This window comes from Microbacterium sp. PRC9 (assembly GCF_031844125.1).
GTDB lineage: Bacteria > Actinomycetota > Actinomycetes > Actinomycetales > Microbacteriaceae > Microbacterium.
Genome location: NZ_JAUZUR010000006.1, coordinates 190,934 through 215,189 on the forward strand (window position 1 = coordinate 190,934; position 24,256 = coordinate 215,189).

The 24,256-nt window shown below is 70.2% G+C and carries 23 protein-coding genes; 12 read left to right on the forward strand and 11 right to left on the reverse strand.

Annotation, left to right across the window (positions count from 1 at the left end; all coding sequences use genetic code 11):
- Positions 1-19 precede the first annotated feature (19 nt).
- From Q9R33_RS14760 to Q9R33_RS14775, 4 genes are read left to right on the forward strand one after another with little or no spacing between them, the layout of a single operon-like run.
- Positions 20-1,066, forward strand: coding sequence for an iron ABC transporter permease (locus Q9R33_RS14760; RefSeq protein ID WP_311294232.1), 1,047 nt, complete (start codon positions 20-22; stop codon positions 1,064-1,066).
- Entirely contained in the window at positions 1,063-2,112 is a 1,050-nt protein-coding gene (locus tag Q9R33_RS14765; RefSeq protein ID WP_311294233.1) for an iron chelate uptake ABC transporter family permease subunit, read from the forward strand. Before Q9R33_RS14760 ends, Q9R33_RS14765 begins: the two co-directional genes overlap by 4 nt.
- The gene (locus tag Q9R33_RS14770; protein WP_311294234.1) at positions 2,109-2,972 is read left to right on the forward strand and encodes an ABC transporter ATP-binding protein; all 864 of its coding nucleotides are present in this window, start codon (positions 2,109-2,111) and stop codon (positions 2,970-2,972) included. Before Q9R33_RS14765 ends, Q9R33_RS14770 begins: the two co-directional genes overlap by 4 nt.
- A gap of 2 nt (positions 2,973-2,974) precedes the next feature.
- Entirely contained in the window at positions 2,975-3,883 is a 909-nt protein-coding gene (locus Q9R33_RS14775) for a siderophore-interacting protein (RefSeq protein WP_311294235.1), read from the forward strand.
- Positions 3,884-3,932: 49 nt separating this feature from the next.
- On the opposite strand, the gene Q9R33_RS14780 is transcribed toward Q9R33_RS14775, so the two are convergent.
- From Q9R33_RS14780 to sufB, 8 genes are read right to left on the reverse strand one after another with little or no spacing between them, the layout of a single operon-like run.
- On the reverse strand, positions 3,933-5,309 hold the full coding sequence (locus tag Q9R33_RS14780; protein ID WP_311294236.1) for an MFS transporter: 1,377 nt from the start codon (positions 5,307-5,309) through the stop codon (positions 3,933-3,935).
- A complete protein-coding gene (locus Q9R33_RS14785; RefSeq protein WP_311294237.1) occupies positions 5,306-6,466 on the reverse strand; it encodes an aminotransferase class I/II-fold pyridoxal phosphate-dependent enzyme in 1,161 nt (386 codons plus the stop codon). Before Q9R33_RS14785 ends, Q9R33_RS14780 begins: the two co-directional genes overlap by 4 nt.
- Positions 6,467-6,509: 43 nt before the next feature.
- On the reverse strand, positions 6,510-8,105 hold the full coding sequence (locus Q9R33_RS14790) for a serine hydrolase (RefSeq protein ID WP_311294238.1): 1,596 nt from the start codon (positions 8,103-8,105) through the stop codon (positions 6,510-6,512).
- Positions 8,106-8,165: 60 nt separating this feature from the next.
- Positions 8,166-8,495, reverse strand: coding sequence for a metal-sulfur cluster assembly factor (locus Q9R33_RS14795; RefSeq protein WP_045298811.1), 330 nt, complete (start codon positions 8,493-8,495; stop codon positions 8,166-8,168).
- 9 nt (positions 8,496-8,504) lie between these two features.
- Positions 8,505-9,299: a Fe-S cluster assembly ATPase SufC gene (gene sufC / locus Q9R33_RS14800; RefSeq protein WP_056367166.1), complete on the reverse strand. Its 795-nt coding sequence runs from the start codon at positions 9,297-9,299 to the stop codon at positions 8,505-8,507.
- 15 nt (positions 9,300-9,314) lie between these two features.
- Positions 9,315-9,644 carry a non-heme iron oxygenase ferredoxin subunit gene (locus tag Q9R33_RS14805; RefSeq protein ID WP_045298814.1) on the reverse strand — a complete coding sequence of 110 codons (330 nt, stop codon included), beginning with the start codon at positions 9,642-9,644 and terminating at the stop codon, positions 9,315-9,317.
- Positions 9,641-10,828, reverse strand: coding sequence for a Fe-S cluster assembly protein SufD (sufD, locus tag Q9R33_RS14810; RefSeq protein WP_310246285.1), 1,188 nt, complete (start codon positions 10,826-10,828; stop codon positions 9,641-9,643). The genes Q9R33_RS14805 and sufD overlap by 4 nt, the downstream gene beginning before the upstream one ends.
- A complete protein-coding gene (gene sufB / locus Q9R33_RS14815) occupies positions 10,829-12,247 on the reverse strand; it encodes a Fe-S cluster assembly protein SufB (RefSeq protein ID WP_056367164.1) in 1,419 nt (472 codons plus the stop codon). It lies immediately after the preceding gene.
- Between the two features lie 258 nt (positions 12,248-12,505).
- Between sufB and Q9R33_RS14820 the strand changes: the two genes are divergently transcribed.
- The gene (locus Q9R33_RS14820; RefSeq protein ID WP_311294239.1) at positions 12,506-13,468 is read left to right on the forward strand and encodes a COX15/CtaA family protein; all 963 of its coding nucleotides are present in this window, start codon (positions 12,506-12,508) and stop codon (positions 13,466-13,468) included.
- Positions 13,469-13,561: 93 nt separating this feature from the next.
- On the forward strand, positions 13,562-13,981 hold the full coding sequence (locus tag Q9R33_RS14825) for a dinucleotide-utilizing enzyme (RefSeq protein WP_311294240.1): 420 nt from the start codon (positions 13,562-13,564) through the stop codon (positions 13,979-13,981).
- Positions 13,982-14,041: 60 nt separating this feature from the next.
- Here Q9R33_RS14825 and Q9R33_RS14830 read toward each other — a convergent pair whose 3' ends face one another.
- Complete coding sequence (locus Q9R33_RS14830) at positions 14,042-14,962, reverse strand: heme o synthase (RefSeq protein ID WP_200919435.1); 921 nt, start codon at positions 14,960-14,962, stop codon at positions 14,042-14,044.
- 355 nt (positions 14,963-15,317) lie between these two features.
- Here Q9R33_RS14830 and tkt point away from each other — a divergent pair, with 355 nt between their 5' ends.
- From tkt to pgl, 6 genes are read left to right on the forward strand one after another with little or no spacing between them, the layout of a single operon-like run.
- Positions 15,318-17,438, forward strand: a complete 2,121-nt coding sequence (gene tkt / locus Q9R33_RS14835) for a transketolase (protein WP_311294241.1) — start codon at positions 15,318-15,320, stop codon at positions 17,436-17,438.
- 18 nt (positions 17,439-17,456) lie between these two features.
- On the forward strand, positions 17,457-18,578 hold the full coding sequence (tal, locus tag Q9R33_RS14840; RefSeq protein ID WP_311294242.1) for a transaldolase: 1,122 nt from the start codon (positions 17,457-17,459) through the stop codon (positions 18,576-18,578).
- A complete protein-coding gene (locus Q9R33_RS14845; RefSeq protein WP_311294243.1) occupies positions 18,575-20,197 on the forward strand; it encodes a glucose-6-phosphate isomerase in 1,623 nt (540 codons plus the stop codon). The genes tal and Q9R33_RS14845 overlap by 4 nt, the downstream gene beginning before the upstream one ends.
- A 15-nt stretch (positions 20,198-20,212) precedes the next feature.
- Positions 20,213-21,763, forward strand: a complete 1,551-nt coding sequence (gene zwf, locus Q9R33_RS14850) for a glucose-6-phosphate dehydrogenase (RefSeq protein ID WP_311294244.1) — start codon at positions 20,213-20,215, stop codon at positions 21,761-21,763.
- On the forward strand, positions 21,760-22,716 hold the full coding sequence (locus Q9R33_RS14855) for a glucose-6-phosphate dehydrogenase assembly protein OpcA (RefSeq protein WP_056367158.1): 957 nt from the start codon (positions 21,760-21,762) through the stop codon (positions 22,714-22,716). The genes zwf and Q9R33_RS14855 overlap by 4 nt, the downstream gene beginning before the upstream one ends.
- Before the next feature lie 36 nt (positions 22,717-22,752).
- Positions 22,753-23,532 carry a 6-phosphogluconolactonase gene (gene pgl / locus Q9R33_RS14860; RefSeq protein WP_056367157.1) on the forward strand — a complete coding sequence of 260 codons (780 nt, stop codon included), beginning with the start codon at positions 22,753-22,755 and terminating at the stop codon, positions 23,530-23,532.
- 64 nt (positions 23,533-23,596) lie between these two features.
- Here the strand turns inward: pgl and Q9R33_RS14865 are convergent, their stop codons facing one another.
- Both Q9R33_RS14865 and secG read right to left on the reverse strand, forming a co-directional pair.
- Complete coding sequence (locus Q9R33_RS14865) at positions 23,597-23,953, reverse strand: RNA polymerase-binding protein RbpA (RefSeq protein ID WP_056367156.1); 357 nt, start codon at positions 23,951-23,953, stop codon at positions 23,597-23,599.
- Positions 23,953-24,201 carry a preprotein translocase subunit SecG gene (gene secG / locus Q9R33_RS14870; RefSeq protein WP_045298839.1) on the reverse strand — a complete coding sequence of 83 codons (249 nt, stop codon included), beginning with the start codon at positions 24,199-24,201 and terminating at the stop codon, positions 23,953-23,955. The genes Q9R33_RS14865 and secG overlap by 1 nt, the downstream gene beginning before the upstream one ends.
- Between the last annotated feature and the right edge of the window lie 55 nt (positions 24,202-24,256).

A 24,256-nucleotide genomic window follows, 5' to 3' on the forward strand; every position in this document is an offset into this window, starting at 1 on the left:
AGGCCAGGAGCTCGATCGGGTGACTGTCACCGAGACGCGTACGCCGCTGCCGGATGCCGCAACCCTGCGGCGCCCGGCAGCGGTGCGACTGGCGTGGCTCGCGGTGTCGTTCGCGGTGCTCGCGATGCTCTGCGTCGCGAGCGTGGCATTCGGAGTCCGCGACGTCGCGCTCAGCGACATCCTCGCCGGCCTCGGCGGCGACACCAGCGGGGTTGCACAGGCCGCCGTGGTGGCCCGGGTTCCCCGCACCCTGCTCGCGATCCTCGTCGGCGCGGCGCTGGCGATGTCGGGCGCGGCCATGCAGGCGGTGACCCGCAACCCGCTGGCAGACCCCGGCATCCTCGGGATCTCCGGCGGCGCCGCGCTCGCGGTCGTCATCGGCATCGCGTTCTTCGGCATGTCGGACCCCTACGCCTTCATCGCCGCCTCGATCATCGGCGCCGGCGGCGCCGCCGTGTTCGTCTACACGGTCGGCTCCCTCGGCCGGGGCGGAGCGACGCCGCTCAAGCTCGCGCTCGCGGGTGCCGCGACCTCGGCCGCCTTCATGTCGCTCGTGAGCGCCGTGCTCCTCCCCCGCGTCGACCTGCTCGAGACCTTCCGGTTCTGGCAGATCGGCGGGGTCGGCGGCGCGACCTGGGATCGCATCGGGACGATCCTGCCGATCCTGGCGATCGGCGCGGTGATCACCCTCGTCTGCGCACGCGGCATGAACTCGCTCGCGCTCGGCGACGACGTCGCGACGGGCCTCGGCGAGCACGTCCTTCGCACCCGGCTCATCGCGTCGGCGGGCGCCGTCATCCTGTGCGGCGCGGCCGTGGCGATCGCGGGTCCCATCGCCTTCGTGGGCCTGATCATCCCGCACCTGTGCCGCCTGCTCGTCGGCACCGACCACCGCTGGCTGCTCCCGTTCTCGGCGGTCGCGGGGGCGGTGCTGCTCGTCGCCGCCGACATCGTCGGCCGGGTCATCGCCCGCCCGGACGAGATCGAGGTCGGCATCCTCACGGCGCTCGTCGGCGCCCCGTTCTTCATCTGGATCGTCCGCAGGCAGAAGGTGCGCGAGCTGTGAGCACCGACACGTTCCTCCGTCCCGCGGCACAGGCGGTCGTCATCGGACGACGGCGCCGCAGCCGTCGCCGGGTCATCGTGACCGCCGCCCTCGCCGTCGGCGTCATGCTGGTCTTCGTCGCGTCGCTCATGATCGGGCAGACGTTCTACGGCCTCGACGAGGTCGTCCGTGTCGTCCTCGGGCAGACCGTGCCCGGCGCCTCGTTCACCGTCGGCGAGCTGCGCCTCCCGCGCGCGGTCCTCGCGATCCTCGCGGGATTCGCGTTCGGCATCGCGGGCGTGACGTTCCAGACGATGCTGCGCAACCCGCTCGCGTCGCCCGACATCATCGGCATCACCGCCGGTGCGAGCGCGGCGGCGGTGTTCGGCATCGTCATCCTGTCGCTCAGCGAGACCGCGGTGTCCGTGCTCGCCGTCGTGGGCGGCCTCGCGACCGCCCTCGCCATCTACCTGCTCTCGAACAAGGGCGGATTCGCCGGCACGCGTCTGATCCTCATCGGCATCGGCGTCGCCGCCATGCTCGACGCGGCGGTCACCTACGTGCTCTCGAAAGCCCCGGCCTACGACCTGCAGGCGGCGATGCGCTGGCTCACCGGGAGCCTGAACGGGGCGACGTGGTCGACGCTGCTCCCGCTCGCGATCGCAAGCGTCGTGCTCGTTCCGGCGCTGCTGGCGAAGGGTCGCGACCTGAACGTCTTGCGCCTCGGTGACGACGCAGCCGCGAGCCTCGGCATCCGTCTTCAGGGCACCCGAGTGGTGGTCATCGTCGCGGCCGTCGCGCTGCTGGCGTTCGCGACCGCCGCCACCGGTCCGATCGCGTTCGTCGCGTTCATGGCCGGCCCCATCGCGGCGCGTATCGTCGGCCCCGGCGGCTCGCTGCTGCTGCCGTCCGCGTTCGTCGGCGCGCTGCTCGTGCAGCTGTCAGACCTCTTGGGTCAGTTCGCCTTCGACAGCCGGTACCCCGTCGGGGTCGTCACCGGCGTGCTCGGCGCCCCCTTCCTCATCTCCCTCCTCATCAGGACGAACCGCTCCGGAGGCTCGCTATGACCGATTCCCACAGCCTGTCGGCGGAAGGCCTGACGCTGTCATACGGTGACCGCACGATCGTCGAGGGTCTCGACCTCGTGATCCCGCCCGGTCGCATCACCGCGATCGTCGGCGCGAACGGGTGCGGCAAGTCGACCCTCCTGCGCGCGCTCGCGCGTCTCATCTCGCCGCGTGAGGGTCAGGTGATCCTGGACGGCAAGGCCCTGCACGGCCGCGCGACGAAAGAGATCGCACGCACCCTCGGGCTCCTCCCCCAGAGCCCGATCGCTCCCGAAGGCATCGCCGTCGCCGACCTCGTCGGACGCGGGCGGCACCCGCACCAGAAGCTGCTGGCGCGCTGGAGCTCGCACGACTACGAGGTCGTCGCGCAGGCACTCGCCGCCACCGGCATCGAGGACCTCGCCGACCGGTCGGTCGACGAACTGTCGGGCGGGCAGCGCCAGCGCGCGTGGATCGCGATGGCACTCGCACAGGAGACCGACATCCTGCTGCTCGACGAGCCCACGACCTTCCTCGACGTCGCGCACCAGGTCGAGGTGCTCGACCTCCTCACCGACCTCAACCGCGACCGCGGCACCACGATCGTGATGGTGCTGCACGACATGAACCTCGCCGCCCGGTACGCCGACCACCTCTTCGCGCTGCGCTCCGGCCGCGTGGTCGCGAGCGGAGCGCCTGGTGAGGTCATGACCGGAGAACTCATCCGCGAGGTCTTCGACCTCGACGCGCTCGTCGTGCCCGATCCCGTGTCGGGCGCGCCCATCGTCCTCCCCCGCGGCCGGCACCACGTGTCGCCTCGGGTGCCCGTCGCCGCGGCCCCGCTCGCCGCGGCCCCCACTCCCCTGCCGACAGGAGCCTGAAGATGACCGGCACCGACGCACCCTCCCGCTTCTTCCGCGCCCGCGTGACAGCCATCGCCGACGTGACGCCCAGCTTCCGCCGCTTCACCTTCGGCGGCGACGACCTCGCCGACTACGGCGACCCGGGCCTCGACCAGCGCATCAAGATCGTCTTCCCCACGCGCACGCTCGGCCTCGACGCGATGCCCCTCGGCGACGACTGGTACACGCAGTGGCGCGCGCTGCCCGAGGAGCAGCGCCTGCCGTTCCGCACCTACACGACGCGCTACGTGCGCAACCACCTCTGCGAGGTGGACGTCGACATGGTCTCGCACGACGTGATCGGCCCGGCCTCCGACTGGATCGATCGTGCACAGGTCGGCGACGAGGTGCTCATCTTCGCGCCGACCACTGCCCACAGCGGCGTGAGCTTCGGCATCGACTTCGTGCCGCCGGCCCGCGTCGACTCGATCCTGCTCGCCGGCGACGAGACGGCGGCGCCCGCGATCGCCGCGATCCTCGAGCAGCTGCCCCGCGACGCCAGCGGAGTGGTCGCTGTGGAGCTGCCGCACGCCGACGACGCCGCGTACTTGCCACGGCATCCCGGATTCGAGTACCGCATCGGCGCGCGCGCGGACGGCGAGCGTCACGCGCACCTCGTGGAGTCGGTGACGGATGCGGCGGCCCGCCTGGCGCCCGCGGGCGCCGGTGCGGACGTCGAGGAAGTCGACATCGACACCGACATCCTGTGGGAGGTGCCGCGCACCGCCAAGGGCGGGGCGGCGCTGAAGAGCGCGCGCCTCTATGCGTGGCTCGCCGGCGAGGCCGGCGCGATCAAGGCCCTGCGCCGCCATCTCGTGGCCGAGCGCGGCGTCGACCGGCGCGCCGTCGCGTTCATGGGCTACTGGCGCCTCGGCCGCGCGGAGAATTGAGTCGCGCGGCTCAAGGTTGAGCGAGCGAAGCGAGTCGAAACCCCATCCGTCAACCCCGTCGCAGCGCCTCGTGCGCGTGCCCGAGCCTGAGGCCCGGGATCAGAGCGCCGAGCGCGAGCACCACGGCGATGCCGAACACCGCAGGGAAGCCGGCATCCGTCCCCACGAGCGCGGTGAACACGAGCCCCATGACGGCGATCGAGGACGCCGAGCCGACGGCGTCGGAGATCGACAGCGCCGACGAGTTGAACCCCTGGTTCTGCGGTGTCGAGTACGCGAGCGTCAGCACGGTCAGACGCGGGTACATGAGACCCATGCCGCCGCCCGCCAGCCCCCATCCCGCGATGAGCACCGCGGGGTGCAGTCCGAAGTGCGCGGTCGCCGCCGCGACCAGCAGCGCCGTCACGAGCAGTGCGGTGCCGGTGAGCGTGATGCGTGCGTTGCCGAGCCGGTCGCCGAAGCGCCCCTGCACGTCGGCGGCGACCGCCCACGCCAGCGCTGCAGCAGTGAGCCCGAGCCCCGCCCACGTCGGCGAGAACCCGTAGCCGTCGATCAGCAGGTACGGCACGTAGATCTCCGCGCCGAAGAGCGCACCCGCGATGAGCCCGCGCATCAGCACGACGCTCGGCAGCCCTCGTGCGGCCACGAGCGTGCCGCGCGGCAGCAGTGGCCGTGACGCGAGGCCGATCACGACGACGGATGCTGCCACCGCCGCCCACGCCCATGCTCCGAGTTCGCCCGCCAGGCTGAGCCCGAGCGCCCCCACTGCCACCGCGACCGCGCACGCCAGGCGCGGTGCGATGCGGGCCGTCGACGGCTCATCGGTGTCGAGCGGGAGTCCGTGCAGGCGGGCGACCACCATGGCGAACGCCACCACGGTGAGCGCTGCGACGCCGAGGAACACCCATCGCCAGTGCAGGAACTCCGTCACGGCGCCGGCGAGGAACGGGCCGATGAGCGACGGCACGACCCACGCCGCCGAGAACGCGGCGAAGACCCGGCCGTGCATCGCGCCGGGGTACACGCGGGCGACGACCACGTAGAGGGCCACGGTCTGCCCGCCGGTGCCGAGGCCCTGCACCAGACGTCCGGCGACCAGCGCCGGCATGGTGAAGGCGAATCCGGCGATGAGAAGGCCCACGACGAACAGCGCGACGGCGGTGCTGAGCGGGGCGAGCACGCCGCCGCGGTCGCACCACGCGCCGACCGCGACCATGCCGATCACGCTCGTCGCCAGGGTGCCCGCGAACGCCACGGCATACAGGCGCTCGCCGTCGAGGTCGGCGCTCACCACCGGCATCACTGTGGTGACGGCGAGTGACTGCATCGCCGCCAGGAAGATGAGCGCGACGGCGCCGACGGTCACCCAGAGGAATCGACCCTGCCAGATCCCGGTGGCGGACGCGGACTCCGGCTCAGCCGTCACGATCGCGCCAGGGCGCCGACGCGCTCCACCGCCTCGCGGAGCAGGTCCGGGTCGCAGCCGAAGTTGATGCGGACGTAGCCCTTGCCCTCGGTGCCGAACAGCGGCCCGTGGTGCAGCGCCACCTTCGCATCGCGCAGCACCTTGACAGCCGGGTTCTCCCCCCAGCCGTACGCGGAGAGGTCGACCCACGCCAGGAAGCCGGCATCGGGAGGCAGGTAGCGCGCGTCGGGCAGGTGCTCGGCGAGGAGGTCGGCCAGCAGCATCCGGTTCGCATCGAGGGCCGCAAGCAGGCTCGCCAGCCATTCGTCGCTGTCCGCCGAGTAGGCGGCGACGTTCGACAGCGCCCCGAACAGGCCGGTGCGCCACTCGACCTCCCATGGCAGGGCACGCAGCTCCTTGGCCTGAGGGTCGCCACCCGCCACCATCACGGCGCATTTGAGGCCGGCGAGGTTGAACGTCTTGCTCGCGCTGGTCACCGCGTAGCCGACGCGCGCCGCGGAGTCGGACGCCGAGAGGAACGGCGTGAACGGCTTCTCGGCGTAGGTCAACGGCCCATGGATCTCGTCGCTGACGACAGTCGCTGCGAACCCTTCGGCGATGTCCGCCAGAGCCGCCAGCGTCTCCCGCGTGTGCACGGTGCCGGTGGGGTTGTGCGGGTTGCACAGCAGCACTGCCCGCGCACCGCCGGCCAGGGCGGCCTCCACGCCGAGGAGGTCGATCTCCCACCCGTCAACGCCCGCGACGAGCGGCACGCGCTCGACGACGCCGCCCGCCTCCTCCACGGTGTCGTAGAACGGCGGATACACCGGCGGCATCACGACGACGCGGTCACCGGGCTCGATCACACGCCGGAGGATCTCGACGACGCCCATCATCACGTCGCCGGTCCAGAAGACGTGGGACGGGTCGACGCTCCAGCCCCATCGACGCGCGGCGAACCCCACGAACGCCTCGCGCACGCCGGGCTCCGGCGGGGTGTAGCCGGTATCGCCGAGCTGCACGGCCCGGGTCAGCACCTCGGTGATCGCCGGCGCCAGCGCGTAGTCCGTCTCGGCGACGAAGAACGGCAGCACGTCCTCCCCGTATTTCCGCCACTTCGTGCTCGTGCGCTGACGCAGCTCGTCGATGGGCAGGGCTCGAAGGGGGGTGACGCTCACCCCTCGACCCTACCGAGCCGGCGCGATTGCGCCCCCGAGTGAGTCACCGTGTGAAGGTGCCGAGGTCGTGCTGGTCGAAGTACTCCAGGACGAGGGTGTCGCCGTCGAACGTCGCCTTCGAGATCGACCCCGGCGGGGCGTTCTCGCTGAACGGGCGGAAGACGAACTCGTCGCCCGACCAGTGCTCGAGCGCCCACCGACCGGTGGGCCCGAGCGACAGTTCGAGCTCGTCGCCCACCAGCGCGACGGTGGCCGGACCGAAGTACTCGTTGGCGTACTCCCCCGTGTACGCCTCGGGGGCCCGTGCGGGATCCGGATCCGTCGGCGCCGTCTCGCCGAAGAGCGAGCCGAACGGCTCCGACTCACCCGCGAAGACCTGCATGAACAGCGGCAGCCAGTCGCGGCGCTCCGAGCCGTACTGCGCGATGTCGAGGAAGCGCGCCGCGATGCCCTCCGGCACGCCGTTGGCAGAGGCGTTCGACAGCACGACGATGCCGAGGCCCGCGCCCGGCAGCAGCTTGAACACCGTTCCGGCGCCCAGGAGGAACGCCCCGGAGTGGTTGACGTCGACCAGGCCGCCGGCCGTCGTGCCGACGTTGAACCCGTAGCCGTAGTAGCCGGCCCGCGACCCGAACGAGGACGGCGGCGATCCGACGATCTGCGGCGACATCGCGGGCAGGAGCGAGGACGCCTCGATGAAGGGCTCACCGTCGTGCTCGCCGCTGGCCAGCAGCATCGAGAGCCAGGTCGTGAGGTCGGTGACGCTCGAGCTGACGCCGCCCGCCGGCGACTGCTCGTCGGGCCGGCGCTGGTCCGGCGTGACGACCCACTCGCCGTCGAGCTGGATGTGACCGAGCGCGCGGTTTTCACGCGATTCGAGGTCCGCGTAGCGCGAACTCGTAGACGTCATGCCGAGCGGCTCGTAGAGCAGTCGCTCCGACAGGCCGGCCCAGTCCTCGCCGGCGGCACTTGCGACCGCCTCACCCGCCGCCGTGATGTCGAAGTTGCCGTACGCATAGGTCGCGCGCCACGGCGCGAGCGGAATCAGGCTCAGCCTGTCGAGGATCGTCGCGCGGTCGTAGCCGATCTCCTCGAGCTCGTCGCCTGCGTGCGTGAAGAGCCCGGACCGGTGCGCGTACATGTCGGCGATCGTCACGTGCGAGCCGACGTACGGGTCCGACAGGGTGAAGCCGTCCAGGTGGTCGGCCACCGTGGTGTCCCAGGAGACATAGCCCTCGTCGATGGCCCGGGCGACGACGCTCGCGCCGATCGACTTCGATACCGACGCGAGTGCGAACACCGTGTCGGCGTCGACGGGGTCTTCGCTGTCGAGGTCGCGGACGCCGAACCCCTCGGCGTACAGCACCTCGCCCTGGTAGACGACGCCGACGGCGATGCCCGGCGTGCCCGAGGCATCCATCGCCGTCGCGACCGAGGACGCGAGATCGTCGACCGCCGCATCGACCCGCGCAGGCGTGACCGTCGCCAGCGCGTCAGCTCCCGGGTCGGGATTCACCGTCGCGGTGGGGCTCGGCGTGGCCTCCGACGCGGCGTCGACGAAGGTGCACGCCGTGGCGCCCACCAGGATCAGAGCGGCGACACCGACCGCGGACACGATACGTCTGCTGCTGCCCGACATGTGCCGAGTGTGGCACACGCCCCCGGGGCCGCGTCAACGACCGCCAGGCGTCAGGGAGTGTCAGATCGCGAAGCCGAGCGCGCGCATCATGTCGCGCCCGTCGTCGGTGATGCGCTCGGGGCCCCACGGCGGCATCCACACCCAGTTGATGCGGAACCGCTCGACGATGTCGTCGAGGGCCTGAGCCGTCTGCTCCTCGAGCACGTCGGTGAGCGGGCACCCGGCCGACGTGAGGGTCATGTGGATGACCAGCGCGTCGTTCTCGTCGTCCCAGGCGAGATCGTAGATGAGGCCGAGGTCGACGACGTTGATCCCCAGTTCGGGGTCCATGACGTCCTTGAGAGCCTCGGTCACCTCGTCGTACTTCTCGGGGGTGAGGGTCGCCGTCATAGGTCGATCCTACGCTTCGCTGCCCACGGGGGCTTCGGCCGGCTCCGCTTCGCCCGCAGGCAGGAAGCGGTCGTAGCCCTCGTCCTCGAGGCGGTCGGCGAGCTCGGGTCCGCCCTCCTCGACGATGCGCCCGTTCACCATGACGTGCACGAAGTCGGGAGCGATGTAGCGCAGGATGCGGGTGTAGTGCGTGATGAGCAGCACACCGAGGTCGGTCTCGGCCTTGGCACGGTTCACACCCTCCGACACGATCTTCAGCGCGTCGACGTCCAGGCCCGAGTCGGTCTCGTCGAGGATCGCGATCTGGGGCTTGAGGAGCTCGAGCTGGAGGATCTCGTGGCGCTTCTTCTCGCCGCCGGAGAAGCCCTCGTTGACGTTGCGCGACGCGAACTTCGGGTCCATGCGCAGGTTCTTCATCGACGCCTTGACGTCCTTCGTCCACGTGCGGATCGACGGCGCCTCGCCATCGATCGCGGTCTTCGCGGTGCGCAGGAAGTTGGTGACGGTGACGCCGGGGATCTCCACCGGGTACTGCATCGCGAGGAACAGGCCCGCGCGCGCACGCTCGTCGACCGACATCGCGAGGACGTCCTCGCCGTCGAGCGAGATCGAGCCGCTCGTGACGTTGTACTTGGGGTGTCCGGCGATCGTGTAGGCGAGCGTTGACTTGCCGGAGCCGTTGGGGCCCATGATCGCGTGGGTCTCACCCGTGCGGATCGTGAGCGTCAGACCGTTGAGGATCGGCGTGGTGCCGGCATCCGTCTCGACCGTCACGTGGAGGTCGCGGATCTCGAGAACAGACATTCTTCAGTACCTTCTTCAGTTCACTTCGAGCTTGACGGTCGCGTCGATGAGCACGTCATCGCCGTCGACGGTGACCGCGAAGACCGGGACCGGCTCGTACGCGGGGAGGTTGAGGGGCTTGCCGGTGCGCAGCGAGAACGCCGAGCCGTGGGCCCAGCACTCCAGCGACTCGCCGTCGACGAAGCCTTCCGACAGCGAGATGTCGCCGTGGGTGCAGACGTCGCCGATCGCGTGGACCTCGCCGTTGGAGTCGAGCACGACGGCGATCGCGACGCCGTCCACCTCGACCCGGGTGGCCTCGTCCTGGACGAGGTCGCTGAGGGCGCATACACGCTGAGCGGTCACAGGCCGGCCTCCTTGGCGAGTTCTTCCTCGATGGCGGCGAACAGCTCCGCCTCGAGGTCTTCGACACCGATCTTCTGCACGATCTCGGCGAGGAATCCGAGCACGACGAGACGTCGCGCCTCGTCCTCGGTGATGCCGCGGGCCTGCAGGTAGAACAGCTGCTCATCGTCGAAGCGTCCGGTCGCGCTGGCGTGGCCGGCGCCGCGGATGTCACCCGTCTCGATCTCGAGGTTCGGGATCGACTCGGCGCGCGCGCCCTCCGTGAGGACGAGGTTGCGGTTGGCCTCGTACGAATCGGTGCCGACGGCGTCCGGTCCGATGAGGACGTCGCCGATCCAGACCGTGCGCGCCGCGGCGCCCTGCAGGGCGCTCTTGTACAGGACGTCGCCGGAGGTCTCGGCGCCCTTGTGGTGCAGGTACACCTGGCTCTCGAGGTGCTGCCCCGAGTCGGAGTAGCTGAGTCCGTAGAGCTCGGCGCGCGAGCCGGTGCCCGCGAGCTCGACGCTCGGGTTGATCCGCACGACGTCCCCGCCGAAGCTGACGACGACGTGACGCAGGGTCGCGTCGCGCTCGACGCGGGCCTGGTGCGACGCCAGATGCACGGCGTCGTCGTCCCACCGCTGGACCGTCACAAGTTCGAGGTGGGCGCCCTCGCGGACGATGATCTCGACGTTCTGGGCGTGGTGGGCAGTGCCGGTGTGACGGAAGACCACCGTGGCGTGCGAGTTCGCCTGCGCCTCGACCACGACGTGCGCATGGGCAAGTCCGCCGGTGCCGTTCAGCGACACGACGATCGGCGTGGAGTACTCGGCGCCGGCAGGGATGCGCAGCAGCGGGGCTTCGGTCTCCTGTTTCCACGCGATCGCACTGGGCAGATCCTCGGGGCGGAACACCTCGCCGCGGGGCGCGCTGCCCACGCGGAGGCGCTCCTGAACGAGGCTGTCGGGCGCGTCCACGTCGACCTCGATGACGCCAGGGCGTCCGGTCTCGTCGGACAGCAGCGCCTGGAGCTTCGCGAGAGGCGTGTGCTTCCAGTTGACCTCGCGGCCGGTGGGCGCCTCGAAGGCGGTCGGGTCGAACGACCAGGTTCGCTCGGAGCGGGTCTGAACGGGCACGAATGCACCGGCGCCATCGGTGTGGCCCTTCGCGCCGGGAACGGTGGGGGCCTCGGTGGTGGGGCTCATCTAGCCGACGGATCCTTCCATGCCCATCTCGATGAGCTTGTTGAGTTCGAGCGCGTACTCCATGGGCAGCTCACGCGCGATTGGCTCGATGAAGCCGCGCACGATCATCGCCATGGCCTCGTCTTCGGGCATGCCGCGGCTCATGAGGTAGAACAGCTGCTCTTCGCTGACCTTGGAGACGGTGGCCTCGTGGCCGAGCTGCACGTCGTCGACGCGGATGTCGATCGCCGGGTACGTGTCGGAGCGCGAGATCGTGTCGACCAGCAGGGCATCGCAGCGCACGGTGTTGGCGCTGTGGTGCGCGTTGGCGTCGACGCGGACCTCGCCGCGGTAACCGGCGCGGCCGCCGCCGCGGGCGATCGACTTCGAGACGATCGACGACTGCGTGTACGGCGCCATGTGGATCATCTTCGCGCCGGCGTCCTGGTGCTGGCCCGGACCTGCGAAGGCGACCGACAGGGTCTCGCCCTTGGCGTGCTCGCCCATGAGGAAGATCGACGGGTACTTCATCGTGACCTTCGAGCCGATGTTGCCGTCGATCCACTCCATCGTCGCGCCCTCGTGCGCCACGGCGCGCTTGGTGACGAGGTTGTAGACGTTGTTCGACCAGTTCTGGATCGTCGTGTAACGCACGCGGGCGTTCTTCTTCACGATGATCTCGACGACGGCCGAGTGCAGCGAGTCGCTCTTGTAGATCGGGGCCGTGCAGCCCTCGATGTAGTGGACGTACGAGCCCTCGTCGGCGATGATGAGCGTCCGCTCGAACTGGCCCATGTTCTCGGTGTTGATCCGGAAGTACGCCTGCAGCGGGATCTCGACGTGCACACCCGGGGGCACGTAGACGAACGATCCGCCCGACCAGACGGCGGTGTTGAGCGCCGCGAACTTGTTGTCGCCCGCGGGGATGACCGTGCCGAAGTACTCCTCGAAGAACTCCGGGTGCTCGCGCAGAGCCGTGTCGGTGTCCATGAAGATGACGCCCTGCTGCTCCAGGTCCTCACGGATCTGGTGGTAGACGACCTCTGACTCGTACTGGGCGGCGACGCCCGCGACGAGGCGCTGACGCTCCGCCTCGGGGATGCCGAGCTTCTCGTACGTGTTGCGGATGTCTTCGGGGAGGTCCTCCCACGACTGCGCCTGCTTCTCGGTGGAGCGCACGAAGTACTTGATGTTGTCGAAGTCGATCTCGCTGAGGTCCGCGCCCCAGGTCGGCATCGGCTTGCGGCCGAACAGCTGATAGCCCTTCAGCCGGGTCTTGAGCATCCATTCGGGCTCGCTCTTGAGCGCCGAGATGCCGCGCACGACGGACTCGTCGATGCCCCGCTTCGCCACGGCGCCCGCGGCGTCGGCATCATGCCACCCGAACTCGTAGACACCCAGGCTGTCCAGCTCCGGGCGATCGATCAGCACATCAGACATCGTCACGTTCTCCTCCGGGCCCTGGCGGTGTCATCCGTCCCGGCATCCGTGTTCTCCGGTGGAGATACCGGAGGGGGGATGCCGCTTCTCGGGCCCTCTCAAGCGGCGCCGACCATCGCGCCTAGACTGTCAGTGGTGCGCGGCGCTGTGAAGTGCGTGCGCAACCGACCCCTCGATTCTACAGGTTCCACCCCGCCGCGGACGCGCCCCGTCTGTCACGCGCAGCAGGTGGAGCCTCTGCCAGGAGGCACCCCCCGCATGTCCGCGCCCCAGTCCACGACCACCGCCCCCGGAATCTGGCAGCGCTTCTGGCAGTGGCTCCCCGACCACGTCGACAAGCGGATCCGCGTGTTCGCGTGGCTGTCGTTCATCGCCGAGGTGACGATCATCGGCACGGGCGGCGCGGTGCGCCTCACCGGTTCCGGCCTCGGCTGCCCCACGTGGCCGCTGTGCACCCCGGAGTCGCTCGTTCCGACACCGGGCATCGATGAGGGCATCCACTCGCTCATCGAGTTCGGCAATCGGCTCATGACGGGCGTGGTGGGGCTGATCGCCCTCGCGGTGTGGATCCTCGTACTGAAGCTCCGTCACGAGCGCCGCGACCTCTACGTGCTCGCCGTCGTCGTCCTCGGCGGCGTCGCCGCGCAGGCCATCGTCGGCGGCATCACCGTGCTGACGGGGCTCAACCCCTTCATCGTCGGCTTCCACTACGTCTCGTCGCTCGCGCTGGTGTGCATCACAGCGGCATTCCTGGTGCGGATGTCGCAGCCCGCCGGGCCGCGCACGCTCGTCGTGCCGCGCTGGCACGCGGTGCTGGCGCATGTCACGACGCTCGCGATGGCGCTCACGATCGCGTTCGGCGTGCTGACCACCGGCGCCGGACCGCACTCCGGTGATGCCGACGCGGGTCGCAACGGCTTCAACGCCGAACTGCTGGAGCACGTCCACGCGTGGCCGGGCTACGCCCTCTTCACCCTCACCGTCACGCTCCTGATCGCGGCGTGGCGGTCTCGAGCGGCCGCTCCGTCACTGCTCCGCTGGACCGTGATCCTCCTCGGCGTCGAACTCGTGCAGATCGCGGTCGGGCTGTACCAGGCCCGCAACGGACTGCCCGAGCTCGCGGTCGGCGTCCACATGGTCCTCGCCGCGCTCGCTGCCGCTGCGATGACCACGGTCGTGCTGCACCTGAAGGCGCCCGCGACCCTGGCCGTCCACAGCTGATCCATAGCAACCCGATTGGCGTCGCACGGACTCCTTTGCGAGGGTGGGATGCCGCGACCACCCGGGTCGCGCATCCCGAGGAGTGATCGACACATGCCCACCCGCCCCCGTCTCGTCCGCAGCATCCCCTTCTGGGGCCTCGTCGTCGTCTCCGTCGCGACGATCGCCGGCGGCTGGTACATCACCACCGACAAGATCGCCTCGATGACCGCGACCCTGACCGACGGCACCGCGACCGGCGTCGACGTGTACGTCGGCCAGTCGATCGCCCAGCTCGGCGCGATCCTCATCGGCGCCGGCGTCATCGGCATCCTGCTCGCGCTCGGCGTCGCCGCCGTCTCGACGCTCCGCCCGCACGCGCCGGTCGAGGTCGTCGAGCCCATCGACTGGAACTCGGAGACCGAGACCGCCGCCGAGGAGCCCCGGGCCGTCGAGGCGAAGACCGACGCCGCCCCCGCCGAGACCGCTGAGATGGTCGACGCCGAGGCCGAGGCATCCGTCGCCGCACGCTGATCCATCCAGCAAGAGAAGAGGCCGCCCGGTATGCCGGGCGGCCTCTTCTCGTCTCTCCGATCAGAACGGGAGCAGCGGGTCGACCGCGATCGCGACGAAGAGCAGCGTGAGGTACGTGATCGAGGCGTGGAAGACGCGCATCGGGCGCGGCTCGGTGCCCCGCACGGCGCGGTTGTAGAGCACGTGCGACTCGTAGATGAACCAGCCGCCGAAGACGAGCGACGACACCGTGTACACCAGACCCATGTCGGCGACGGGGATCAGCAGCAGCGAGCACACGACAGTGGCCCACGCGTACAGGATGACCTGCAGGCCCACCTGCGAGCCGGCGCGCGTCGCGCCGAGCATGGGCACGTCGACCTCTTCGTACTGGTCCTTGTACTTCATCGACAGCGGCCAGTAGTGCGGCGGCGTCCACAGGAAGACGAGGGTGAACAGGATGACCGGCGGCCACGCGAGCGAGCCCGTCACCGCGGTCCAGCCGATGAGCACCGGGAAGCAGCCCGCGATGCCGCCCCACACGATGTTCTGCTCGGTGCGGCGCTTGAGGATCATCGTGTAGATCACGACGTAGAAGAAGATGGCGGCGGCCGAGAGTGTCGCGGCCAGCCAGTTCGTGGTGAGCCACAGCCACACGGTAGAGAACACCGCGAGCGACCAGGCGAAGATCAGCGCGCCCCGCGGCGACACCTCGCCGGTGACGAGCGGACGGTTCACCGTGCGCTGCATGTGCGCGTCGATGTCGCGGTCGAGGTACATGTTGAACGCGGCGGCCGACCCGGCGCTCGCGGTGCCGCCGATGACGGTCGCGACGACCAGCCACACATCCGGGAAGCCGCCCTGCGCGAGGATCATGACCGGCACGGTCGTCACCAGCAGCAGTTCGAGCACGCGCGGCTTCATCAGCGCGATGTACGCGCGGACGGTGCGGCCGAAGGTCTGCGGAGGTCGGCTGGATCCGTCGACGGATGCTACGGTCACGGCCGTTCTCGTGCTGTCCATGGCCCCCGCAATCGCTGCCTGCAGATTCGCCCCAAGTCTAGGGCATCGGCGTGTCGCGCCCCGCCCGCGTGGCGCGAGCAGCGGCGCCCGGCTGCTCACATCGACCGAACGGCGGGCGTGAGCAGAACGTGACTCCCACGACACCGGGATGTCACCGACGGCGACCCGGGCTTCGCAAGACTCTGTCACATAGACGGCTTGCATGGCCTGGGCGGTATGCCCCTTCGCTATGCTGAGAAACACGCGCGCCCGTCGCCGATTCCCCCTTCTCCATCCGGACAAGGGCCGCGAGCCGGCCACATTCTTGGGCGCACCTCCAACGAAAGGCGGCCCGGTGTCGGAACTGGCTTGGGATGAGATCGATCGGCGCGCGGTGGACACCGCCCGCGTCCTGGCAGCGGACGCGGTGGAGAAGGTGGGCAACGGCCACCCGGGCACGGCGATGAGCCTGGCGCCGGCGGCGTACCTGCTGTACCAGCGCGTGCTGCGCCACGATCCGACGGACACCCACTGGGTCGGACGCGACCGGTTCATCCTGTCGGCCGGCCACTCGTCGCTGACCCAGTACGTGCAGCTGTACCTGGGCGGATTCGGGCTCGAGCTCGACGACCTCAAGGCGCTGCGCACGTGGGGCTCGCTCACGCCGGGTCACCCCGAGTACGGCCACACCAAGGGCGTCGAGATCACCACCGGCCCGCTGGGTCAGGGCCTCGCCTCGGCGGTGGGATTCGCGTACGCGGCCCGCTACGAGCGCGGCCTGTTCGACCCGGAGGCCCCCGCCGGTCAGTCGCCGTTCGACCACAACATCTACGTGATCGCCGGTGACGGTGACCTGCAGGAGGGCGTGACCAGCGAGGCGTCGTCGCTCGCGGGTCACCAGGAGCTCGGCAACCTCATCGCCATCTACGACTCGAACCAGATCTCCATCGAGGACGACACCAACGTCGCCTTCACCGAAGACGTGGCGAAGCGCTACGAGTCGTACGGCTGGCACGTGCAGATCGTGGACTGGAAGAAGACCGGCGAGTACGTCGAGGACGTCGCCGAGCTGCACGGTGCGATCGAGGCCGCCCAGGGCGAGACCGCGAAGCCGTCGCTCATCATCCTCCGCACCATCATCGGCTGGCCGTCGCCCGGCAAGCAGAACACCGGAAAGATCCACGGCTCCGCGCTCGGCGGCGATGAGCTCGCCGCGACGAAGAAGGTCCTCGGCTTCGACCCCGAGCAGTCCTTCGTCGTCGCCGACGACGTCATCGCCCACACGCGGGCGCTGAAGGACCGCGCCGCCACCGAGCGCGCCGCCTGGCAGTCCTCGTTCGACGCGTGGGCCGCCGCCAACCCCGAGCGCAAGGCGCTGTTCGACCGGCTCGAGGCCGGCGACCTGCCCGAGGACGTGGCATCCGCTCTCCCGTCGTTCGAAGCCGGCAAGGACGTCTCCACGCGCGCCGCGTCGGGCACGGTCATCAACGCGCTGGCCGCGGTGCTGCCCGAGCTGTGGGGCGGATCGGCGGATCTCGCCGAGTCGAACCTCACCACCATCAAGGACGCGAAGTCGTTCATCCCCGCCGAGTGGTCGACCCACGAGTGGTCGGGCGACCCGTACGGCCGGGTGCTGCACTTCGGCATCCGCGAGCACGCCATGGGCGCGATCGTCAACGGCATCAAGCTGCACGGCCCGACGCGTCCGTTCGGCGGCACGTTCCTCATCTTCAGCGACTACATGCGCCCGTCGGTGCGTCTGGCCGCACTGATGGACATCCCGTCGATCTTCGTGTGGACGCACGACTCCGTCGCGCTCGGCGAGGACGGCCCGACCCACCAGCCGGTCGAGCAGCTCGCGACGCTGCGCGCCATCCCGAACTTCACGGTGGTGCGCCCGGCCGACGCGAACGAGACCTCGGCGGCGTGGCTCGAGATCGTCCGCCGCCAGGGCGGGCCGTCGGGCATCGCGCTGACCCGCCAGAACATCCCGGTGTTCGCCCGCGGCACCGGCGAGGCATCGGGTGACGTGTTCGCGTCGACCGACGGCGTCGCCAAGGGCGCGTACATCCTCGCCGAGGCGCCGAACGGCACCCCCGACGTGATCCTCATCGCGACCGGCTCCGAGGTCCAGCTGGCGGTCTCCGCCCGCGAGACCCTCGCCGCCGAGGGCATCAACGCCCGCGTCGTGTCGGCGCCGTCGCTCGAGTGGTTCGACGAGCAGGACGCCGCCTACCGCGAGAAGGTCCTCCCCGCCGCCGTCAAGGCGCGCGTGTCGGTCGAGGCCGGCTCCGCGCTCACCTGGCGCGGCATCGTCGGCGACGCCGGCCGCTCCGTCGCGATCGACCACTTCGGTGCGTCGGCCGACTACAAGACCCTGTTCCAGAAGTTCGGCATCACCGCCGAGCACGTCGTCGAGGCCGCCCGCGAGTCCCTCGCGGCCACGGCAGCACTCGAACTCGCGACGGCGAAGTAAGCACGAGGAGAAGGCAGAATGAGCACCCCCACTGAGAAGCTGGTCGCCGAAGGCGTGAGCATCTGGCTCGACGACCTGTCGCGCGAGCGCATCACCTCGGGCAACCTGACCGAACTCATCTCGACGCGCAATGTGTCGGGCGTCACAACGAACCCGACGATCTTCCAGGGCGCGATCGGCGGCGGCGGACACTCGTACGCCGGCCAGATCGCCGAGCTCGCCAAGGCGGGCGCGACGGTCGACGACGCGATCTTCGCTGCCACGACCGACGACGTGCGCGACGCGGCCGACATCTTCCGTCCCGTCTACGACGCCACGAGCGGCGTGGACGGCCGCGTGTCGATCGAGGTCTCCCCCGACCTCGCCCACGACACCGACGCGACCATCGCGCAGGCGAAGGAACTGTGGGCGAAGGTCGACCGGCCCAACGTGCACATCAAGATCCCCGCGACGAAGGCCGGCCTGCCCGCCATCACCGCGGTGCTCGCCGAGGGCATCTCGGTCAACGTGACGCTGATCTTCAGCCTCGAGCGCTACGCCGAGGTCATCGACGCGTACCTCGCGGGCCTCGAGCAGGCGCAGGCGAACGGTCACGACGTCTCGAAGATCCACTCCGTCGCGTCGTTCTTCGTCTCGCGCGTGGACACCGAGGTCGACAAGCGCCTCGCCGCGATCGGCACCGACGAGGCCGCTGGCCTCAAGTCCCTCGCCGGCGTCGCGAACGCGCGCCTCGCGTACGAGCTGTACGAGAAGGAGTTCGCCACCGACCGCGCGAAGGCGCTGACGGATGCCGGGGCCCGCGCCCAGCGTCCGCTGTGGGCCTCGACCGGCGTCAAGGACCCGAACCTCCCCGACACGCTGTACGTCACCGAGCTCGTCGCCCCCGGCACCGTCAACACGATGCCGGAGAAGACCCTCGAGGCGACCTTCGACCACGGCCAGATCGCCGGAGACACCGTGACCGGCACCTACGAGGCCGCGCACCAGGTGTTCGCCGACCTCGCCGCCGTCGGCGTCGACTTCGCCGACGTCACGCAGGTGCTCGAGGACGAGGGCGTCAGCAAGTTCATCGCCTCCTGGCACGACCTGCAGGGCACCGTGAAGGCGGCCCTCGAGGACGCACTCCAGGCCACCCGATGAGCTTCGACATCCACCTGTCGGGGCACGTCAAGTCGGTCGTCGAGCAGACGCTTCCCGGGCTCGTCGCGAGCCTGGTGGCGTCGGGGATCACCGGCGGCGACTCGTCGCTGTGGGGTCCCGAGGCGGAGGACGAGGCATCCCGTCGACTCGGGTGGACCGAGGCCGTCAGCGTCTCGCGTCCGCTCGTCCCCGAGATCCTGGCGCTGCGCGAGCGTCTGCACGCGCGCAACGTCACCCGTATCGTGCTCGCGGGCATGGGCGGCTCGTCGCTCGCGCCCGAGGTCATCGCACAGACCTCAGGCGCGCCGCTGGTCATCCTCGACTCGACCGCGCCCGGCCAGGTGCTCGCCGCGATCGACGGCGACGCAGAGGCCGGCGACCTCACGCGCACCGCGCTCGTGGTGTCGTCGAAGTCGGGTTCGACCGTCGAGACGGACTCCGCCAAGCGCGCGTTCGAGGCCGCCTTCCGCGACCTCGGCATCGACCCGGCCGAGCGGATCATCGTCGTGACCGACCCGGGCTCGCCGCTGGACCAGGAGGCCCGCGCCGACGGGTACACCGTGTTCAACGCAGACCCGACCGTCGGGGGCCGCTACTCGGCGCTCACCGCGTTCGGGCTCGTGCCGGCCGGTCTCGCGGGCGCCGACATCTCGGAGCTCCTCGACGAGGGCGAGGCGTCGCTGCTCGAGGTGTCGATCGACAGCCCCGACAACCCGGCGCTCGTGCTCGCCGCGGCGATCGCCGGTGGCGAGCCGCGCAAGGACAAGCTCGGCCTCATCACCGACGGCACCCACATCGCCGGACTCCCGGACTGGATCGAGCAGCTCGTCGCCGAGTCGACGGGCAAGGAGGGCACCGGGATCCTGCCGGTCGTCCTGCTGCCGGTCTCCCCCGAGGTCGACGCGAAGCCCGCCGATCTGCAGATCGTGCGGCTGGTCGACGAGGCCAAGAAGTTCCACCTGTTCGAGCACCACGAGGGCGAGATCCTCGTGAGCGGCTCGCTCGGCGCGCAATTCGTGGTGTGGGAGTACGCGACGGCGATCGCGGGACGGATGCTGGGCATCAACCCGTTCGACCAGCCCGACGTCGAGTCCGCCAAGGTCGCGGCGCGTGGTCTGCTCGATGCGCGTCCTGAGCCCACCGCCCCGGCGTTCGCCGTGGAGGGCGTCGAGGTGCGCGTCTCGGACCCCGAGCTCGCAGCATCCGGAACCGTCGCAGGTGTGCTCGACGCGCTCTGGGCGCGCCTTCCCGAGGACGGATACGTCGCGATCCAGGCGTACGTCAACCGCCTCGAGCTCGGCCAGCTCTCGGGCCTGCGCGAGCTCGTCGCCGCGGACTCCACTCGTCCGACCACGTTCGGCTGGGGCCCCCGGTTCCTGCACTCGACGGGCCAGTACCACAAGGGCGGCCCGGCGAACGGCGTGTTCGTGCAGATCCTCGAGCGAACCGATGTCGACCTCGAGATCCCCGGCCGGCCGTTCACTTTCGGCCAGCTGATCCAGGCGCAGGCCGCGGGCGACGCGGCCGTGCTCGCCGAAGGCCACGGCCGTCCCGTCGTGACCCTGACCCTCACCGACCCCCAGATCGAAGTGCTCTCGCTCTTCGAAGCGGCACAGTAGGAGTTCGATCCCCACATGACCGTCGAGATCTCGCGCGGGCACAACCCGCTGCGCGACTCCGAAGACCGTCGCCTCAACCGCATCGCCGGCCCGAGCGCGCTCGTCATCTTCGGCGTCACGGGAGACCTCTCCCGCAAGAAGCTCATGCCCGCCGTCTACGACCTCGCCAACCGCGGGCTGCTGCCTCCCGGCTTCGCGCTCGTCGGCTTCGCGCGGCGAGACTGGGAGGACCAGGACTTCGCCAAGGTCGTCTACGACGCCGTGCGCCAGCACGCGCGGACCGAATTCCGCGACGAGACGTGGCAGCAGCTGCTCCAAGGCATCCGCTTCGTCTCGGGCGAGTTCGACGACCCGGAAGCCTTCCGCCGTCTGAAGGACACCGTCGACAAGCTCGACACCGAGCGCGGAACGATGGGCAACCACGCGTACTACCTGTCGATCCCGCCGAAGGCGTTCCCGCTCGTGGCGGAGCAGCTGAAGGCGTCGGGTCTCGTCGACGACACCGCCGACCAGCCCGACCGCTGGCGCCGTGTCGTCATCGAGAAGCCGTTCGGCCACGACCAGGAGTCGGCGCGCGCGCTCAACGACGTGCTCCGCTCGGCGTTCCCGACGGACTCGATCTTCCGCATCGACCACTACCTCGGCAAGGAGACGGTCCAGAACATCCTGGCGCTGCGCTTCGCGAACGAGCTGTACGAGCCGATCTGGAACCGCAACTACGTCGACCACGTGCAGATCACGATGGCGGAGGACATCGGAGTCGGCGGCCGCGCCGGGTATTACGACGGTGTCGGCGCCGCACGCGACGTCATCCAGAACCACCTGCTGCAGCTGATGGCGCTCACCGCGATGGAGGAGCCCATCTCGTTCGACGCGAAGGACCTCCGCGCCGAGAAGGAGAAGGTCCTCGCGGCCGTCACGCTGCCGGCCGACCTCGCGCGCTCGACCGCCCGTGGGCAGTATGCCGGCGGATGGCAGGGCGGCGAGAAGGTGCTCGGCTTCCTCGAGGAAGACGGCATGAACCCGCAGTCCACGACCGAGACCTACGCCGCCGTCACGCTCGAGGTGAACACACGCCGCTGGGCCGGCGTGCCGTTCTACCTGCGCACCGGCAAGCGCCTCGGCCGCCGCGTCACCGAGATCGCCGTGGTGTTCAAGCGCGCGCCCGAGCTGCTGTTCTCGCGCAGCCAGACCTCGGGTCAGGGCCAGAACGCCCTCGTGATCCGCGTGCAGCCCGACGAGGGCGTCACGATCCGCTTCGGCTCGAAGGTGCCCGGTGCCGGCGCCCAGGTGCGCGACGTCACGATGGACTTCGGCTACGGCCACGCGTTCACCGAGGCCAGCCCCGAGGCCTATGAGCGCCTGATCCTCGACGTGCTGCTCGGAGACCCGCCGCTGTTCCCGCGGCACGAAGAGGTCGAGCTGTCGTGGAAGATCCTCGACCCGATCGAGAAGTTCTGGGACGCCCAGGGCGGACCGCTCGAACAGTACTCACCCGGGTCGTGGGGCCCGGAATCCGCGGACGAGATGCTCTCCCGCGATGGCCGCACCTGGAGGCGCCCGTGATCGTCGACCTTCCCGACACCACCGTCAGCAAGATCTCCCGCGCACTGGTCAACGTGCGCGAGGAAGGCGGGGCGGTCGCGCTCGGCCGTGTGCTGACGCTCGTCATCCTGACGCGTGAAGGCGCCGTCGAAGAGGTCATCGAGGCCGCGAACGACGCGTCGCGCGAGCACCCGATGCGCGTCATCGTGCTCATGATCCCGGACTCCGGCGACGGCGAGTCCCGCCTCGACGCGCAGATCCGCGTCGGCGGCGACGCGGGCGCGAGCGAGGTCGTCACGCTGCGCGCGTTCGGAGACGCCGGCCGCTCGAACCTCGAGAGCCTCGTCACCGGTCTTCTGCTCCCCGACGCCCCCGTGGTGGTGTGGTGGCCCAACCGGACCCCCGACCACATCTCCAAGACGTCGATCGGCCGCATCGCGCAGCGCCGGATCACGGATGCCGCGACCAAGTCCGACCCGTCGGCCTGGGTCGCCGACCTCGGCGAGCAGTACGCGCCGGGCGACACCGACCTCGCGTGGACGCGCCTGACGCGCTGGCGCGAGCAGCTGGCGGCGATCCTCGACCAGCCGCCGTACGAGCCCGTCGTGGGCGTGCGCGTGCGCGGGGCGTCCGATTCGCCCTCCACCGCGCTCCTGGCGGCGTGGCTGCGCCTCACCCTCGACGTGCCGGTCGACTGGGCGTACCTCGACGCCGAAGAGTGGCCGCATGGCATCAAGTCGGTCGCCCTCGTCCGCCCCAGCGGCGAGGTGCTCCTCGAGCGCCCGACGCCCGGTGTGGCGATCCTCACGCAGCCCGGCCAGCCGACGCACGACCTCGCGTTCCCCCGCCGGACGCTCCGCGAATGCCTCGCGGAGGAGCTTCGTCGGCTCGACCCGGACGTCCTGTATGGTCGAGTCATCACCGAGGGTTGGGAGCTGCTCGACCCCCCGGCGACGAAGGGGACGCAGGCCTGATGAGCGGTGCGCGGCTGACGAACGGGACGCAGACGGATGCCTGAGGGCTGGGCAGAGAAACGCGTCATCATCAGCTCCGATCCCGCCGCACTGGCCGAATCGGTCGCGCCCCGCTTCCTCAGCCGGGTGATCAAGCGGATCGACGAGGGCAAGCTCGCGCACATCTCGCTCACCGGCGGATCGATGGGTTCGGCCGTGCTCGCCGCCGCCGCGCGCAATCCGCGCGCGGCGCGCATCGACTGGTCGCGGGTGCACTTCTGGTGGAGCGACGAGCGCTTCGTTCCGCTCGGCCACGCCGACCGCAACGATCGACAGGCCCGTGAGGCGTTCCTCGACGATCTCGAGATCCCCGAGGAGAACATCCACGCGACCCTCGGGAGCGACGACGGCGCCGACCTCGACGCCGCCGCCGCGGCGTACGCCGAAGAGCTCGCGCGCTTCCCGGGTGCCGAAGGCGCCTGGCCGTCGTTCGACGTGTGCTTCCTCGGCGTCGGGCCCGACGGGCACATCGCCTCGCTCTTCCCGGACCGCTCCGAGATCCAGATCACGGATCGCGCCGTGGTCGCGGTGCGCGACTCCCCCAAGCCCCCGCCGGAGCGCATCACCATGACGCGCCCGGTCATCAACAGCTCGAAGCGGGTGTGGCTCGTGCTGGCGGGCGCCGACAAGGCGGCGGCCCTGGGCCTCGCCCTCGCGGGCGCCAGCTACGCGAGCGTGCCGGCCGCCGGCGCGAAGGGCCGCAAGCGCACGACGTTCTTCGTCGACCAGGCCGCCGCCGCCCAGGTGCCGCCGGACCTCATCGACCGGGAGTATTGACCCCGGACATACGAGAAGAGCGGATGCCTCGGCATCCGCTCTTCTCGTATGTCTGTACGGTGACTCAGTCCTGGCCGCGGCGCTCGCGCAGCTGCTTCAGCGCGTCGTCGAGGAGGGTCTCGGCCTCTTCCTCGGTGCGGCGCTCCTTCACGTACGCGAGGTGGGTCTTGTACGGCTCGGTCTTCGCGACGGCCGGAGGGTTCTCCTTGTCGCGACCGGCCGGCAGGCCGGAGTGCGGCGAGTCGATCGTGTCGGGGATCTCCTCCTCGGGGATGCCCGCCGCGAAGTAGCGCACGGTCTCGTTGCCGAGGGCGTCCCAGTAGGAGACGGCCACGCGCTCGGCGTGGAAGCCGTGGTCCTGCTCGCCCATCGGTCCGGCACCGACGCGGGTGCCGCGGATCGCGTTGCCTCCGGTCGCCATCAGAGGGCCTGGAACTTCGTGATCAGGCCGAGCGCGACGATCGAGGCGAACCACACCAGGGCGAGCACCACCGTGAACCGGTTGAGATTGCGCTCTGCGAGGCCCGAGGAGCCGAGCGCCGACGTCATGCCGCCGCCGAACATGTCGGACAGGCCGCCGCCGCGCCCCTTGTGGAGCAGGATGAGGAGAGTCAGCAGGAGACTCGTGATGCCGAGAAGCACCTGCAGGACGAACTCGAGGATCTGCACAGTCGTTGAAGCCTTTCGCTGCGATCGTTCGCCGATCGCACAAGGGTCAAGTATA